The sequence below is a fragment of the Roseateles sp. Mitsp63 genome (assembly GCF_059491535.1).
On sequence record NZ_CP168509.1, the window covers coordinates 2422059 to 2437836 of the forward strand.

At 66.1% G+C, this 15778-nt stretch carries 6 protein-coding genes; 5 read left to right on the forward strand and 1 reads right to left on the reverse strand.

Annotated elements, in window-relative coordinates:
• The first annotated feature begins 358 nt into the window (after positions 1–358).
• The 3 genes from ACEN96_RS10725 to ACEN96_RS10735 all read left to right on the forward strand — a co-directional run bounded on the left by ACEN96_RS10725 (position 359) and on the right by ACEN96_RS10735 (position 12034).
• Positions 359–1213, forward strand: coding sequence for a hypothetical protein (locus tag ACEN96_RS10725; RefSeq protein WP_495587998.1), 855 nt, complete (start codon positions 359–361; stop codon positions 1211–1213).
• Complete coding sequence (locus ACEN96_RS10730; RefSeq protein ID WP_495587999.1) at positions 1213–11655, forward strand: calcium-binding protein; 10443 nt, start codon at positions 1213–1215, stop codon at positions 11653–11655. The genes ACEN96_RS10725 and ACEN96_RS10730 overlap by 1 nt, the downstream gene beginning before the upstream one ends.
• Positions 11656–11812: 157 nt before the next feature.
• Positions 11813–12034, forward strand: coding sequence for a hypothetical protein (locus tag ACEN96_RS10735; protein ID WP_495588000.1), 222 nt, complete (start codon positions 11813–11815; stop codon positions 12032–12034).
• 22 nt (positions 12035–12056) lie between these two features.
• On the opposite strand, the gene ACEN96_RS10740 is transcribed toward ACEN96_RS10735, so the two are convergent.
• Positions 12057–13610 carry a sensor histidine kinase gene (locus ACEN96_RS10740; RefSeq protein WP_495588001.1) on the reverse strand — a complete coding sequence of 518 codons (1554 nt, stop codon included), beginning with the start codon at positions 13608–13610 and terminating at the stop codon, positions 12057–12059.
• Positions 13611–13803: 193 nt separating this feature from the next.
• Here ACEN96_RS10740 and ACEN96_RS10745 point away from each other — a divergent pair, with 193 nt between their 5' ends.
• On the forward strand, positions 13804–14745 hold the full coding sequence (locus tag ACEN96_RS10745; RefSeq protein ID WP_495588002.1) for a DMT family transporter: 942 nt from the start codon (positions 13804–13806) through the stop codon (positions 14743–14745).
• 233 nt (positions 14746–14978) lie between these two features.
• Positions 14979–15767, forward strand: coding sequence for an SDR family oxidoreductase (locus ACEN96_RS10750; RefSeq protein ID WP_495588003.1), 789 nt, complete (start codon positions 14979–14981; stop codon positions 15765–15767).
• Positions 15768–15778: the final 11 nt, after the last annotated feature.

Consider the following 15778-nt stretch of genomic DNA (forward strand, 5'->3'; position numbering starts at 1 on the left):
TGGCCGTGCAGAATGATGCGAGCACGTTGACGATCTCTGAACTGAAAAATACTCTGATCTGCAGATGGTAGTTGAGGCGTTCTTGGTAGATCCTCACGACGATATCGTGCGAACGAGTTTGCCACCTGCACTCCGAGAGAGGAGTGGACATTCCAGTAGATTTACAGAAACTCACCGCTGACTTCCTCGCCCACTGGGAGATGCTTGGAGACGGCTGCAGCGAAGCGAGAGCGGCTGAGCAATGCAGCAAGGGAGCGCGCGTCGGCATTTCGGCCCAGCGAGGGGCTAGGTCCTTGGGCCGAAGTTTGCGGTCTTGGTTCAATCAGTGACTATCAATTAGCAATTTATGGAGCATCCATTGGAGTATTTTGACCCAACCTCTTGGCGTGGCCAACGAAGCATTTTGATCGTCATAATGCTCTCGTTGTCAGTTTTCCTTGGAGGATGTGAAAAGCAGTTCCCGTTTTCCCAGAAAACTCCTTCTCGATCTGCCGAGCAGGATCGGCAGGCGAGTTCGAGTGCAAAGGCTTTGCCGCGCTGCCCTGGCGTCGATTTGAGTATTATTGGTTATCAATACATTGAGTTTTCCGGCACGAAGATTAAGTTCAGGAACGATGATTTCTCTGGTGTGCTAAAGGGCTTGGCCTGTAGTGGGCCTAGTGTTTCGTTCGGCAGAAAGCTGATGAGTGATGGTGCATGGGTGCTTCAGAGCGATTTATCCAAGGTGAATGCGAAAATTATCGCTGCTGCGCATGTGGTGATCGTGGCGATTCATGATCGTTCTTTCGTTACTGACCCTGTTTATCTCAGCGAGATTGGTTCATCTGAGTCCTTTGATGGAATTGCATTCACAAAGTGGATCGCAAGTCCTGCAAAGGTTTCTCAATTTAAACGCGAAAATCCGAAAAGGTGGGTCAGGAGCGGTCCTGAGTGGAGCATTAATGGTGCGGTTGATGACGAGCGTAATCGTCCAGTAAACATATCTTGCTCGCCGGGAGAGACGGCCGAAGAGCAGGGTGATAATTTGTATATGAATCTTGGGCGCTTCGGAACGAGTTCGACTGGGCTTTGCCAAGCTTGGTTCGGCGTTGATGTCGGAAAGGATAGCCGCGTCATCGTCAAGGTCGCCATTAGTGGACAGGTTTTTGCTGCGGCGACTATGATTTCTCACGTCAAGCGTGATCTTCAGAATCTGATTGAGGAGGTGCAGTGATGGCCATCAAGTTGAATGAGGCAGAGCAGAATCGGATCACGCGGGCACTTGCTCAATGCAGCGCGCAAACCTCTGCAGGGGCGCCTACGTCCGAGGGTAACTGGGCGCCTTTCTATGTTGAATTAAGTTTGATCCTGAGCGAACGAATGCTCTCGGGAACACTGTCAATTGAAGATGCTGCTGTGGCCACAAGCGCAAAAATGTGGCTTGACGTCGCGGCTGGCGCCAATGCTGGTGTGGGCGTTCATAGCGCCTTCATTCGTACGTACACTGCCACTGAATTCCAATTGCGAGTCGGCCGCCCGCCGACCGAGCAAGAGATGCAGCTGTCGTCGAACGGTGTCGCGTTCAACATGCTGGATAACTTTAGGAGGAGTGGCTACACGATCCCCGCGATCGACGAGTTGGCAGCGGCAGACGCTTCTTCGATCGGGCAGAATCTCTACAAGAATATTCTCGGCGCCCAGGACACTGCAACTTCTCAAAATAGCGCTTGGGCCGGCGCGCTCGGCTTCAATATGCTTGGCGGCAACGCGCCGTACGAAAGCTGGCGCCTTCTGACAACTGGGCAGCGGGATACTCTCGATACCGTGGACGATCTTAAGAACGTCCTTTATGCGGCGTATAGTTACACGGAGGCAAACCTCGCCGCCATTCAGCGCGTGTTTTTGCCTGGGGTAGGTGGGGGGGAAGCTGTTCTGAGGGACTGGTGGCAGCAATGGGTCGGGGGCCCAGTAGCTCAGGCTGCGATTGCGGCCCGGACCAAGACCCTTGGGGAAGCGATTGGGTTTTTGGTTCCCGTGGCTAGCCGAACTCCGGCCGTAGGCGTGCCCATTAAGCAAATGGCCGAGGCGGGACTTCCCCGCTTCCTAGATATGGTCGAAGGGTCGCTTACGGGGCAAGCGAAGATTGGTCAAACGACTGAGGATAGCTTTGACTCGAGAGCGCGACAGATATTTAGTCAATGGACAACGGAAGAAAGCCAAGCTGCCAAGGCTCGAATACTAAGCCCCGAGGACTTGCGGGCACTCGCGCGCACCGATGTCGAGGCGCGCGCAGCCTTAAGGGGATTGTCTATCGTACTGATCACCCCTAAGGCTCGTGACGATCAGGAGTTGAGCCTAGTTAATTCTTCAACCGGGCTAGGAAACTTGAGTGATCGTTGGATTGACGATCGAGCAGCAATGCTCAGCTGGGTAGCCAGAGCTGCGACGCCGCTGAACGGTGGTTTTGCCCCCGCGATTTATGCCAAGGGCATTGCCACCTTCAAGGACTTCGCGAGCGGAATCAGCTTCCGTGTGAATCCCGATAGTGGTGTGCTGGAAAGCCCTGAGCCTGGCTCTCCGCCTCCGATCAATCCCGCCGAGTGGTTGCATGACGCAAACGCCCGCCAGTATCTGTTCGGCTCCCGAGCCGGCGACAACATGCTCGGCGGCGTGAACGAGGACCGAATCTACGGTGACGCTGGCGACGACACGATCGTCGGTGGATCAGGGAGTGACTTCATCGAGGGCGGTCTAGGAAACGACTCCATTCAGGGCGACGGAGGTACTGCGGCCGACGTGCCCAAGCGCTACGACGACACGCTCTATGGCGGAGAGGGCAACGACACGATCAGTGGTGGTCGTGGCACGGACTACGTTTCCGGCGGGCTGGGCGACGATGAGTTGAGCGGAGATGAGGGCAACGACTTCCTGTCTGGCGGCCGCGGGGCTGACAAGCTTTGGGGCGGTGCCGATAACGACTACCTCTTCGATGAAGGCGGCTCGGACACGAACTCCCTGCACGGCGATGGCGGCAACGACATCCTCGAGATCAAAGGCGGCGCCGGCATTGCGCTGCTCGACGGTGGCGATGGGACGGATGTCCTGATCGGCGGCCAAGGTCACAACTCCCTCGACGGTGGCAAGGGCAACGACAGCATCGTCGGTGGCGGCGAGGACGACATCATCAACGGCGGCGACGATGCTGACGTGATCGTCGCCGGCGCCGGCAACGACCAGATCACCGGCGGTAAGGGCGCCGACTATCTGAAGGGCGGCGCCGGCAGCGACACCTATCTCTACGAGGGCAACGACTTCGGCGTCGACCTCATCGAGGACGGCCAAGGCAGCGACGTCATCCGCTTCGGCGAGACCTCCGTCGGCTCCGCCACCTATGACGCCAACAAGCGCGCCTGGGTCGGCAATGGCGTCGAGATCCGCAAGTACGACCTGAACGGCTCGACGACGCTCGTCCTGAGCCAGGGCGGCGACAAGCTCAACACCATCTACCTGCGCAACTGGCAGCCCGGCCAGTACGGCATCACGCTCTCCGGCGAGCCGCAGGACCGCGAACGCCCGCAGGTCACGCTGAACGCCCCGACTTCCCGCGCCGACAACAACTTCGTCGACCTCGACGAGGGCGACGCGATCGACGGCGGCCAAGGCAACGACGTGCTGCGCGGCACCGACAGCGCCAGCGTGCTGGCCGGCGGCACCGGCAACGACATCCTCGACGGCCGCGGCGGCGATGACTGGCTGGAAGGCGGCGCAGGCAACGACATCATCTTCACCGGCGAAGGCAAGGACGTCGCCTACGGCGGCGCCGGCAACGACCTGCTGCAGGCCGGTGCCAACTTCGACATCACGCGCACGACCACGCCCGACACCCTGGCATGGAGCGAGGGCTCCGGCTTCTTCGATTGGCTGAAGACCGATGGCGACACCGCGAACCAGTTCTGGTACTCGCTGAACGGACAGCGCTTCGACATCCCGCATCCCGAGCTGGCCGGCTTCGACATCGACTTCAAGGCGGACCTGCAGAGCAATCCGACCTACCAGGGTTATCTGTGGTGGTTCAACTCGGGCTCCCCAGAAGCCAGTCTCGAGCCCTGGATGAAGCTCAAGGTCACGCTCGGCGACAGCGGTGACGTGCAGCGCGGCTCAAACCTCACGCAGGCGCCCCCAGCCACCTTTGGCAAGCCCAAGTCCTATGACCTGGTGCTGATGACTTCCGGCGACAAGCTCAAGCCAGGCTCTGACCTCGAAGGCGCGCGCCTGTACGGCGGCATCGGCAACGACGTGCTTCTCGGCGGCAACGAGAACGACAAGCTCTACGGGGAGGCGGACAACGACGTGCTTGTCGGCAATGACGGCGACGACCTGCTCGATGGCGGCGAGGGCGCCGATGAACTCTCCGGCGGCGCGGGCCGCGACTTCCTCGACGGCGGCGACGACAAGGACACACTGGTCGGCGGCAACGGTGCCGACGTGCTGCATGGCGGCAAGGGCGACGACCGGCTCTACGGCGACGCCATGTACCTCTACCCGACCAAGGACTATCCACCGGGCATGGACAAGTCGCGCATGGGCGGCGACTTCCTGGACGGCGGCGAGGGCAACGATTCGCTATGGGGCAACCACGGTGACGACTACCTGTTCGGCGGCACCGGCCAGGACGAGGTCTATGGCGGCGAAGGCGACGACCACGGCTTCGGCGAGAGCGGAGCGGACGCCCTTTGGGGCGGCAACGGCAACGACTATCTCGACGGCGGCGCGGACAACGACTCGCTCATGGGGGATGACGGCAATGACTTCCTCTCCGGCGGCGCCAACGCCGACCTGCTGTGGGGCGATGCCGGCGACGACGTCCTCGACGGTGGCACCGGCGGCGACATCCTCACCGGCGGCGATGGCAGCGACTACCTGCGCGGGGGCGACGACAACGACACGCTCTATGGCGACGCGGGTGAAGGTACCGACGGCGCCGACATCCTTGAAGGAGGCGCCGGCAACGACGAGATGTCGGGCGGCGGCGGCAACGACCTCTACCTGTTCTCGCGCGGCGACGGACAGGACATCATCCGCGACGATGGCGCGGGCGGGTCTCGCAACGTCATCGCGTTCAAGTTCTCGAGCGGCGACGTGCGCACGCTCGAACGCGATGGCGCCGACCTGCTGATCAAGTACGGCGCCACCGACCAGGTGCGCGTCGTCGGCTACTACCTGGGCAGCAACTTCGGCCTGGCGAGCATGGGCAGCGACGCCTCAGCCGAGGGAGCGGGCGAGCCCCAGAACGCCATCGCCGAGATCCGCTTCGAGGACGGCACGGTCTGGGGCCGCGACGAAATCCTGGCCAAGGCGCCTCCGCCCCCGGCCGGCGAGCCGCCCCTGGATCCCTTCGCAGCGCTCGCTCCGCTTTACTTCGTCAACGCGCTGCTCGCGCGCGACGAGGTGAAAGCCGCGGGCAAGCATGTGCTGAGCTACTCGTTCGGCAAGACCGCACCCCTCGAGGTGACCGGCACCGCCCCGTTCACCGACGTGCAGAAGCAGGCAGTGCGTGACGCCCTCGCGCGCTTCAGCGCTGTCGTGGATCTCAAGTTCGTCGAACTGGCGGATGACGCTCAGGCCGACCTCAGCTTCCATCTTGACGACCTGACGTCCGAAGGAGCGGGCGCCGCAGCCGGCTACGCCAAGCCCGCCAATGGGGAGATCCACCTCAACAGCACCCTGTACTCGTTGACTCGCAAGGACGAGTTCGGCGAGAGCGCGCCGCGGAACTCGCTCGGCGTTGGCTCCGCCGGCTTCGAGGTGCTGCTCCACGAGATCGGCCATGCGCTCGGCCTGAAGCACCCGTTCGAGCCGCCCGTGCTCCCGAACGAGGAGAACAACAACACCAACACGGTGATGTCGTACACGCGTCCCGGCACCGCGGCGACGGCGCTCGCGCCTTTCGATGTCGCGGCGCTGCAGCGGCTCTACGGCGTGAGCACGGCCATCAGCACCGGCAACGACATCCACCGCTTCGGGACACGCTGGGTGCAGGACAGCGCCGGCAAGGACCTGTTCGACGCCAGCGCCGAGACCCAGGCGGTCTTCGTCGACCTGACGCCGGGCTCGTGGATCTACAAGGGCTCGAAGGCCACCAGCATCCTCGCGGACAACCAGGCCTTCATCGGCTTCGGCACCCAGATCGAGGACGCGACCGGTGGATCGGGTGATGACACGCTGACCGGCAACGATGCGGCGAACGTCCTGACGGGCGGCGGCGGCAACGACGTGCTTCGCGGCGGTGGCGGTGCCGACACGCTGGCGGGCGGCGACGGCTCGGACACCTACGTGTGGGGCGCCGGCAGCGGCAAGGACATCGTGACTGACGCGGGCCTCGCGTCCGCCGACATCGATACGCTGCGAGTGGCTGGTGGCCTGCAGCCCGGGGACACCGTGCTCACGCGGACCGGCGACGACCTGATGATCCGCCGGCGCGGCGGCGATGACGTGGTGACGGTCACCGGTCACTTCGCGGGGACCTCGATCGAGCGCATCGTCTTCGACAATGGCACGAGCTGGGATGCCGCGGCGATCCTGGCCAATCTCGTCACGGGAACGACGGAAGGCGCCGACATCTATCTCGGCACCGAAGGCGACGACCGGATCGACGGCCTGGGCGGCAATGACGAGATCGGCGGTCTTGGCGGAGCCGACGTGATTCATGGCGGCTCTGGCAACGACACGCTGCGTGGCGACGATGGCAACGACTCGCTGTATGGCGACGAGGGGGCCGATGTCCTCATCGGTGGCAATGGCGACGACCTGCTCGCCGATGGCGAGACGATGGATGGCGGCTTCGGCTCCGACACCTACGTCTGGGGCCGCGGTGCAGGTCTGTCGACGATCGGCGAGTCCGGGCGCGCGGCCGGAGACGTCAACACGCTCCGTCTCAAGCCCGGCATCTCGCCCGCCGACCTGGTCCTGTCCAGGAACGACTTCGACCTTCAGCTGTGGGTCAAGGGCACCTTGGACGGGCTCACCATCACGCGGCAGTTCGCCGACACCGTGATCGGCAGCATCGTGTTCGACGACGGCACGGTCTGGGACGCCTCCACCTTCGTGGTGGAGACGGACAAGGTTCAAACGGGCACCGCCGGCAACGATGTCCAGGTGCTCGGCCCCTTCAACGACCGCTATGACGCGGGCGCCGGAGATGACCGCATCGAGGGGCGAGACGGCAACGACACGCTCAAGGGCGAGGACGGCAACGATTCACTCAACGGCGGCGATGGCGGGGATCTGCTGTACGGCGGCGCAGGCCACGATCTGCTGTCGGGCGACGATGGCGATGACCAGCTGGCGGGCGATGCGGGCGACGACACGCTCCAGGGCGGCGCCGGCAACGACTTCCTGCAGGGCGGCGCGGGTTGGAACGTCCTGTATGGCGGCGACGGCAACGACGAGCTGCTCAGCGATACGCCAAGCGCCCGCGACACGATGTATGGCGCACAGGGCGACGACACGTACCGGCTGTCCTACGGTCAGCGGGCGTTCATCAGCGCCGTGTCCATCGACGATTCGACCACGTCGAACGATCGCTACATCGCGTCCAATCCGGAGGGCTGGGTCAGCAACTCGGTCACACAGACCTGGACCATCAACGACGCCGGCGGCGACGACGATCAGCTGTACTTCACCGGCTTCGCCATCAACCCGTCGTCGACCGTCATCCGGTCCACCGGCACCGGGTTCTCGATCACCGGCACCAACCTCCAGATCCTCATCCAGAACGCCTTCGACGCGAATGGCAACAAGGCCGCAGGCGCCATCGAGAAGCTCACGTTGGGCAGTGGCGCGGTCTACGACTTCAGCCAGTTGATCGCGGCGACGCAGCAGTCCACCACGGGCGACGACTCGATCCTGGGCTTCGCCGGCAACGACACGCTCGACGGCGGCAACGGCCAGGATTCCCTGGATGGCGGCGCCGGGGACGACGTGCTCAAGGGCGGTGGCGGCTTTGACCGGCTCTGGGGTGGCGCCGGCAACGACACGCTGGAGGCGGGCCCGGGCGGCGGCACTCTGAATGGCGGCGCTGGTGACGACACCTTCATCGTGCGCGCCGGAGACGGCGCGGTCGACATCAGCAGCGACGGGAACGACAGCGGCGTCGACACCTTGCTCATCGACGATGTGCCGGGCGCGCTGTCGGTGACGCTCGACGCCGTTTCTTCGGACTCCGACGAGGACCAGTTCTTGCTCCGCTGGAACAATGGTTCCGCGTCGGTCCGCTTCGGCCTGAAGTCCTCGGCAAGCGCGATCTCCGGCGTGATCGAGCGCGTGCGCTTCCGCGATGGCAGCGAACTCGACATCCCGGCGCTGATCGCGGCGAAGCTGAGCGGCCCGACCGCTGCCGCGGACCTGCTGCGCGGCACCGGCGCGAGCGACCGGCTGCAGGGCCTGGAAGGCAACGACACCCTGTACGGCCGCGACAGCGCGGATACGCTCGATGGCGGACTCGGCGACGACCAGCTCTTCGGCGGGCTGGGCGACGACCTGTTGATCGGCGGTGCAGGCAACGACACGTTCAGCGGCGGCGCGGGGCGCAACACCTTCGTGGTGTCCGATGCGTCCGGTACCGACGTCGCCCGATATGACCAGGGGGCGTCCAACCTCCTGCGTGTCGAAAGCGATGTGACGGCAGCCTCGCTGAAGGCGCGCTGGTCCGGCTCGATGGTGTACTACCGGAACTCCTACGAAGCGGAGAAGGGCAGCGCGGCGCTGCGCTGGCAGACCAACCTGATCCTGAGCTATGGCGGCAGTGGCAGCTCGCTGACAGCCGATGCGACGAACTTCACGTGGACGCCCGACGAGGCGGTCTATGCGAAGGGCAAGTTCGGCGTCGACGGCGTGGAGTTCGCTGGCGGCGGTTCGCGATCGCTGGAAAGCCTGGTCGCGGAGGCGAACACCGTCACCGCCGGCAATGACGTCCTCCTGGATGCACTGGAGACGAACGCGTTCTCGGGTGGTGCCGGCAACGACACCATCTATGGATTCAACGGCGCGAACCGGCTCGAAGGCGAGGACGGCAACGACTTCGTCCTTGGCGGAGACGATGACGATCCGCTGATCTCCGGTGGCGCCGGCGATGACACGCTGGTCGGCGGATTGGGGTCGGATCTGCTGCTCGGCGGCGACGGCAACGACCGCCTTGCCGCCGGCACCGACCCCATCTACGCCGGACTGCCGTGGAACTCCCGCATCCCGAATGACGTCCACAGCACCGATCGGGACACCCTGATCGGCGGAGCGGGCAACGACGTCCTTCTCGCTGGCGACCGGGATGTCGTGTTCCAGTTCGGCCGAGGGTTTGGCCAGGATTCCGTCTTTGGTACCCAAACCCGCGGCTACTCGAGCACGATCCGGTTCGATGCTTCCATCGATCCCGCGGATGTCCAGTTCTCCAGGGGCATCGACCGCCAATTGCTTGTGTCGATCCGGAACAGTGCGGACGTCATTACCGTCGAGGGATTCTTCAATACCGAGGACGTGAGCAACGAGCTCTCATCGCTCTACGCGAGCGCGCGGTTCGAGTTCGCCGATGGCGGCGTCGTCCTCGCATCCGAAGTGCCAGGTCGACTGGTCGCCGTCCAGACCCCTCGGCCGGGAGCGTTCGTCGGCACCGATGGCGACGATGTGCTGACTGGCGGGAAGCCTCAGGACCGACTGTTCGGCGGAGCCGGAAACGACACCTTGAGCGGGCCTGGTCTGCTGGTGGGCGGGGCGGGCACGGACACCTACCGGTTCGACTTCACCCAGGCGCCAGCACGCGCCCAACTCGGCATTGGTCAGGACGTGGTCATCGACGAGGTCGGCGAGGACGTCGATACCTTGATCGTCGCGGCTGGCGTTGCGCCGGAGGACCTCGTGGTCTCCGCGGGCTCGGTCGAGGGGTACGGACGCTGGGCGAGCGGCTACACCTTGCGCTCACGCGTGACCGATGCCGTGTTGACCATGTTCCAGGTCGAAAGCGTGCGGTTCTCCAATGGGGTCGTCTGGGGCCTCGATGAGTTGAATGCCCGGGCGTCCGAGCGCTATGGCACGCCGGGCAACGACACGCTGACGGGCGACGAGCAGGACAACCGGATGAGCGGACTCGCTGGCAACGATTCGCTGGTGGGCAACGAGGGCAACGACACGCTCGACGGCGGGCTGGGCGTCGACACGATGAAGGGCGGGGTCGGCGACGACCTCTATATCGTCGACAACGCCGGTGACGTGATAACGGAGTCCGCGAACCAGGGCATCGACAAGGTCATCGCCAGTGTGTCGTGCACGCTGACGAGCAACGTCGAGCAGCTCAGCCTGAGCGGTGCGGCCGACATCAACGGCACCGGCAACACGATGGCCAACGTCCTCACCGGCAACGACGGCGCCAACGTCCTCGACGGCCTCGCTGGCGCGGACACGATGCAGGGCGGTGGCGGCAACGACGTCTACAAGGTCGACAACGTCCTGGACGTCGTCATCGAGAAGCCGTCCAGCGGCACGGACCGCGTGGAGTCCACCGTGACCTACACGCTGTCCGCCGATGTCGAGCAGCTCACGCTGCTGGGCACCGGCAACCTGAACGGCACCGGCAACGCCACGGCCAACACGCTGCTCGGCAGCGCCGGTATCAATCGCCTTGATGGCGGCGCCGGCGCGGACACCATGACCGGCGGCGCGGGCAACGACACCTATGTGGTCGACAACGCCGGCGACCTCACCGTCGAGGCCGCCGGTGGCGGCACCGATACGGTGGAGTCGTCGGTGACCTGGACGCTGATGTCGGACACCGAGAACCTGACCTTGACCGGCACTGCATCAGCCGGCGGTACGGGCAACTCGCTCGACAACACGATCCGGGGCAATACCGGCAACAACCTGCTCAGCGGCATGGCCGGCAACGACTCGATCGTGGGCGGCGCGGGCGACGACACCCTCGACGGCGGCGCCGGCGTGGATACGCTGGTCGGCGGCACCGGCAACGACACCTACGTCATCGACGCCACCACCGACGTGATCACCGAGAACGCCAGCGAGGGCACCGACACCGTCGTGTCCGCCGTGACGCTCACCCTGGCCACCAACCTGGAGAACGTCACGCTGTCCGGCACCTCCGGCCTCGGCGCGACCGGCAACGCGGCCAACAACGTGATGATCGGCAACGCCGGTGCCAACGCGCTGTCCGGCGCGGCGGGCAACGACACGCTCGACGGCGCCGGCGGCAACGACACGCTGACCGGCGGCGCGGGCGCGGACGGCTACGTCTTCGGCCGCGGCTACGGCAGCGACACGATCGTCGAGAACGACGCGACCACCGGCGTGAAGGACTTCGTCAGCTTCGGCGCCAACATCGCCAAGGGCGACATCAGCTTCCAGAAGAGCGGCAACGCGCTGCTGGCCAAGGTGAACGGCACCAGCGATGTGCTGACGCTGCAGGACTGGTATCTGGGCTCGAAGTACCACGTCGAGGAGTTCCGCTTCGGTGACGGCACCGTGCTCACCGACACGCAGGCCCAGGCCCTCGTGTCGGCGATGGCGGCGTTCTCGCCGTCGGGGACGACGTCCTCGATCGCGTCGGCGTCCGATACCTCGCAGCGCATGCCCGGCATGTCGGTCAACGAGCCTCACCGTCACGTGAGCTTCTGACCTCGGCCAGATGCCCGGTGCAGGTGGCCTGCACCGGGCGGTCCGAAGAGGAAGCGGATCATCGATCCGCTCAGCCTGCTGTCAGCCTTGCTTCCCACAATGCCCCTCGACCCGGTCAGTCTGTCGTGACCGGCCACCTCAAGAGGAACTCGGCATCATGTGGAAACTCGTCCTTGGATTCATCGTCTTCGCCGCGATCGCGCTCTTCGTGCTGATGCGCAGCGGCGGCAACATCGACCTGAGCGGGGAGAAGCACGACGTCACCGGCGGTCACGCCGACCAGGCCGCCAGCGATGCCGCCTCGGCGGCCATGGCGGCGGCCTCCGCGGTCATCCCCATGGACGCGGCCTCGGCGGCCTCATCCGCCGCCTCGCACTGAGCAGGCCCCGGCCGGCCGCCGCTCAGGCGGCCCGCTCCTCGCCGGCGGCGCGCAGCGGCGCGTCCACCGGCAGCCGCATCACCATGCGCGTGCCTTCGCCGGGCTGGGAGATCACCTCGATCTGCCCGCCCAGCACGTTCGTCACGATGTTGTGCACGATGTGCATGCCCAGCCCCGAGCCGCCCTTGCCCAGCTTGGTCGTGAAGAACGGATCGAAGATCCGCCGCACCACCGAGGCATCCATGCCGCGCCCATCGTCGCGCACCGACAGCTCGACCTGCCCGTCATCCAGCCGGTGGCAGGCCACGCCCACCTCGCCGCGCTCGCGCCCCTCGAAGGCGTGCACCAGCGCGTTCATCAGCAGGTTGGTCAGCACCTGGCCCAGCGCGCCCGGATAGCTGCTCATGCGCAGCTCCGGCTGCAGCTCGGTGACGATGCGCAAGGGCGTGTGCTTGAAGCTGGGCTCGACCATCACCAGCACGTCCTCCACCACCTGCGCGAGCTCGAAATCGCGCCGCGTGTCGCTGGTCTGGTCGATCGCGACCTGCTTGAAGTCGCGCACCAGGTCCGCCGCCTTCTGCACGTTGCGGTGCAGGATGTCCTGGCCGCGGCGCGTGTCCTTGACCAGCTCCTCGAGCTGGCTGCGCCGCATCGGCGTGTTGTCCGCCAGCATGCGGTCCAGCTTGCCCCAGCGGTCCTCGAGCGCCGACACCACCGTCAGCGCGTTGCCCAGCGGCGTGTTGAGCTCGTGCGCGACCCCCGCCACCAGCCGCCCCAGCGAGGCCAGCTTCTCCGACTCCACCAGCTCGCGCTGCGCGGTCTTCAGATTCGCCAGCGCCTGCGTCAGCTCGGCGTTAGCCTCGGTCAGCTGCACGGTGCGCTGCGCCACCTGGTCCTCCAGCGTGCTGGCGTGGCCGCGCAGGTCGTCGAAGGCCTTCAGCAGCGCCTGCCGCATCCGCTCCATCGCCTTGCCCACGCGCGCGATCTCGTCCTCGCCGCCGAGCTCCAGCGGCTTGTCGAGCTGGCCGGACGCAAGCTCGTCGGCCGCGCCGGACAGGCGCGCGATGGGGCGCAGCACGCGCCGCTGCATCACCACCAGGATCAGCGCCAGCGACACCGTCAGCGTCAGCAGGCTGCGCCACAGCGCGTTCCAGAGATCGTCGCGCTTGCGCGCCATCAGCGGCTCGGCGCTCATGACCACGGTCAGCTTGGCGATCTCGCGGCCGTCGCGCAGCACCGGGCGCGTCTCGCTGAGCGTCATCGCGTCGTCGGGCGTGCCGCGGTGGAATTCGATGAAGGCCTGTTGCGCGGCGTTCTCGGTGACGACCACCGACACGAAGCGCGGATCGTCCACCTGCGCCTTGACCATGGGCTCGGCCAGGTCGGGCGAGACCTGCCAGATCGGCTCGGCCAGCGACAGCGCCAGCACCTCCGACACCCGCGACAGGTCGCGCTTGAGGTCCTCCATCACGACGCGGCGGCTCAACTGCTGCTCATAGAGCAGCACGCCGCCGGTCGGCAGCGTCAGGCCCACCAGCAGCGCCAGGATCACCGCGCTGCGCAACGAAGTCTTCATCAGGGCCACGTCCGTCCCTCTGTCCAACCCTTGTGACGGCGGATTATGCGGGCCGCGCGTGACCGGCCCATGCGGCGAAACGCGCATCCCGCGCCGTGACCGCGGTGCGGTTGGCGGAGCAGGGCGCGGACAAGAATCCAGCATTGCCCCTTCGCGAATGCGCCACCGGCCGCGCTTCCTAGAATCGGCCGCCATGAGCAGTTCCCCTCCCGCGGCGCCCGGCTCCGCCGTCCCCTCAGGCGCCGCGTCCGGGCGCGTGCCGCTCAGCGGCCTGCTGCTGGCCATCGGTGGCGCGATCGGGTTCTCCGGCAAGGCGATCATCGTCAAGCTGGCCTACCGCCACGGCGTCGACGCCATCACGCTGCTGATGCTGCGCATGCTGCTGGCGCTGCCGCTGTTCCTCGCGCTGGCCTGGTGGGCCGGGCGCGGACGGCCGGCGCTCACCGGCCGCGAGCGGCTGGCCGTGCTCGGCCTGGGCTTCAGCGGCTACTACCTCGCCAGCTTCCTGGACTTCGCGGGACTGGCCTACGTCACCGCCAGCTTCGAGCGGCTGATCCTCTATCTCAACCCGACCATCGTGCTGCTGCTGTCGTGGGCGATGTTCGGCCGCCGCGTGTCGCTGCGGCAGGCCGGCGCGCTGGCGGTCAGCTACGCCGGCGTGCTGCTGGTGTTCGGCCATGAGCTGCAGGTCGCCGGCGCCAACGTCTGGCTGGGCGGCGCGCTGGTGCTGGGCAGCGCGGTGTCGTACGCGCTCTATCTCGTCTACAGCGGCGAGTGGGTCAAGCGACTGGGCGCGATGCGGCTCACCGGGCTGGCGACTTCGGTGGCATGCGGGTTCTGCATCGCGCAGTTCCTGCTGACGCGGCCGGTGTCGGGACTGGCCGAGCTGGCGCCCGCGGTGTGGTGGCTGTCGGTGCTCAACGCGCTGGCCTGCACCTTCGCGCCGGTGCTGATGGTCATGATGGCCATCGAGCGCCTGGGGGCGGGGGTCGCCGCGCAGACCGGGATGATCGGGCCCATGTCCACGATACTGATGGGCGTGCTGATCCTGGACGAACCGCTCACCGGCTGGGTCGTCGCAGGCACGGCGCTGGTGATGGGCGGCGTGTGGCTGCTCGCGCGCCAGCGGCGCTGAGGCCGCCAGTCTTCCCCCCTCGCCCCTGCAGGGGACGCAATCGTGTCAAGCGCTGCTGCTGACCGACTCCCTCTCCCCGCAGACGGGGCGAGGGAGTTCTCGGCGGAGGTTCGTTGCGATTGGCGCCGAAGGTTTGGAACTGAGGCCCTGACGCTGGAGTCACCCCGCGCACAACGCGATTGCGCCCGCCGCGCACAATCGCAGCCAACATCGATGCGACCACGGAGATCGACATGGACTTGGGACTGACGGGCCGCTGGGCCCTCGTGTGCGCGGCCTCGAAGGGCCTGGGCGCGGGTTGCGCCGAGGCGCTGGCCGCGGAGGGCGTCAACGTGGTGATCACCGCCCGCGGCGAGGAGGCCCTGCAGGCGCAGGCCGCCAAGCTGCGCGCGCTCAACCCGGCCGTGCAGGTCGTGGCCGTCGCCGGCGACATTACCACCGAGGCCGGCCGCGCCGCCGCGCTGGCCGCCGCGCCTCGCATCGACATCCTCGTGAACAACGCTGGCGGCCCGCCGCCCGGCGACTTCCGCGACTGGGAGCGCGAGCAGTGGCTCGCCGCGCTGGACGCCAACATGCTCACCCCGATCGCGCTGATCAAGGCCACCGTCGACCAGATGGCCGATCGCGGCTTCGGCCGCATCGTCAACATCACCTCCGGCGCGGTCAAGGCGCCCATCGACGTGCTCGGCCTGTCCAACGGCGCCCGCTCGGGCCTGACCGGCTTCGTCGCCGGCATCGCGCGCCAGGCACGCATCGCGGGGCGCAACGTCACGATCAACAACCTGCTGCCGGGCGCCTTCGACACCGACCGCCTGCGCAAGACCATGGCCGCCGGCGCGCAGAAGTCGGGCCAGCCGCTGGACGAGATCCGCGCCAAACGCATGAGCGCGATCCCCGCACAGCGCTTCGGCAGCGCGGCCGAGTTCGGCGCGATCTGCGCATTGATGTGCTCGGCCCATGCCGGCTACCTGACCGGCCAGAACATCCTGCTCGACGGCGGCGCCTACCCGGGCACCTTCTGAGGCTGTGGTCC

Coding starts and splice junctions, on each gene's coding strand:
- ACEN96_RS10740 (WP_495588001.1), bottom strand. CDS start 13,610: ATGAAGACTTCGTTGCGCAGCGCGGTGATCCTGGCGCTGCTGGTGGGC.
- ACEN96_RS10735 (WP_495588000.1), top strand. CDS start 11,813: ATGTGGAAACTCGTCCTTGGATTCATCGTCTTCGCCGCGATCGCGCTC.
- ACEN96_RS10730 (WP_495587999.1), top strand. CDS start 1,213: ATGGCCATCAAGTTGAATGAGGCAGAGCAGAATCGGATCACGCGGGCA.
- ACEN96_RS10745 (WP_495588002.1), top strand. CDS start 13,804: ATGAGCAGTTCCCCTCCCGCGGCGCCCGGCTCCGCCGTCCCCTCAGGC.
- ACEN96_RS10750 (WP_495588003.1), top strand. CDS start 14,979: ATGGACTTGGGACTGACGGGCCGCTGGGCCCTCGTGTGCGCGGCCTCG.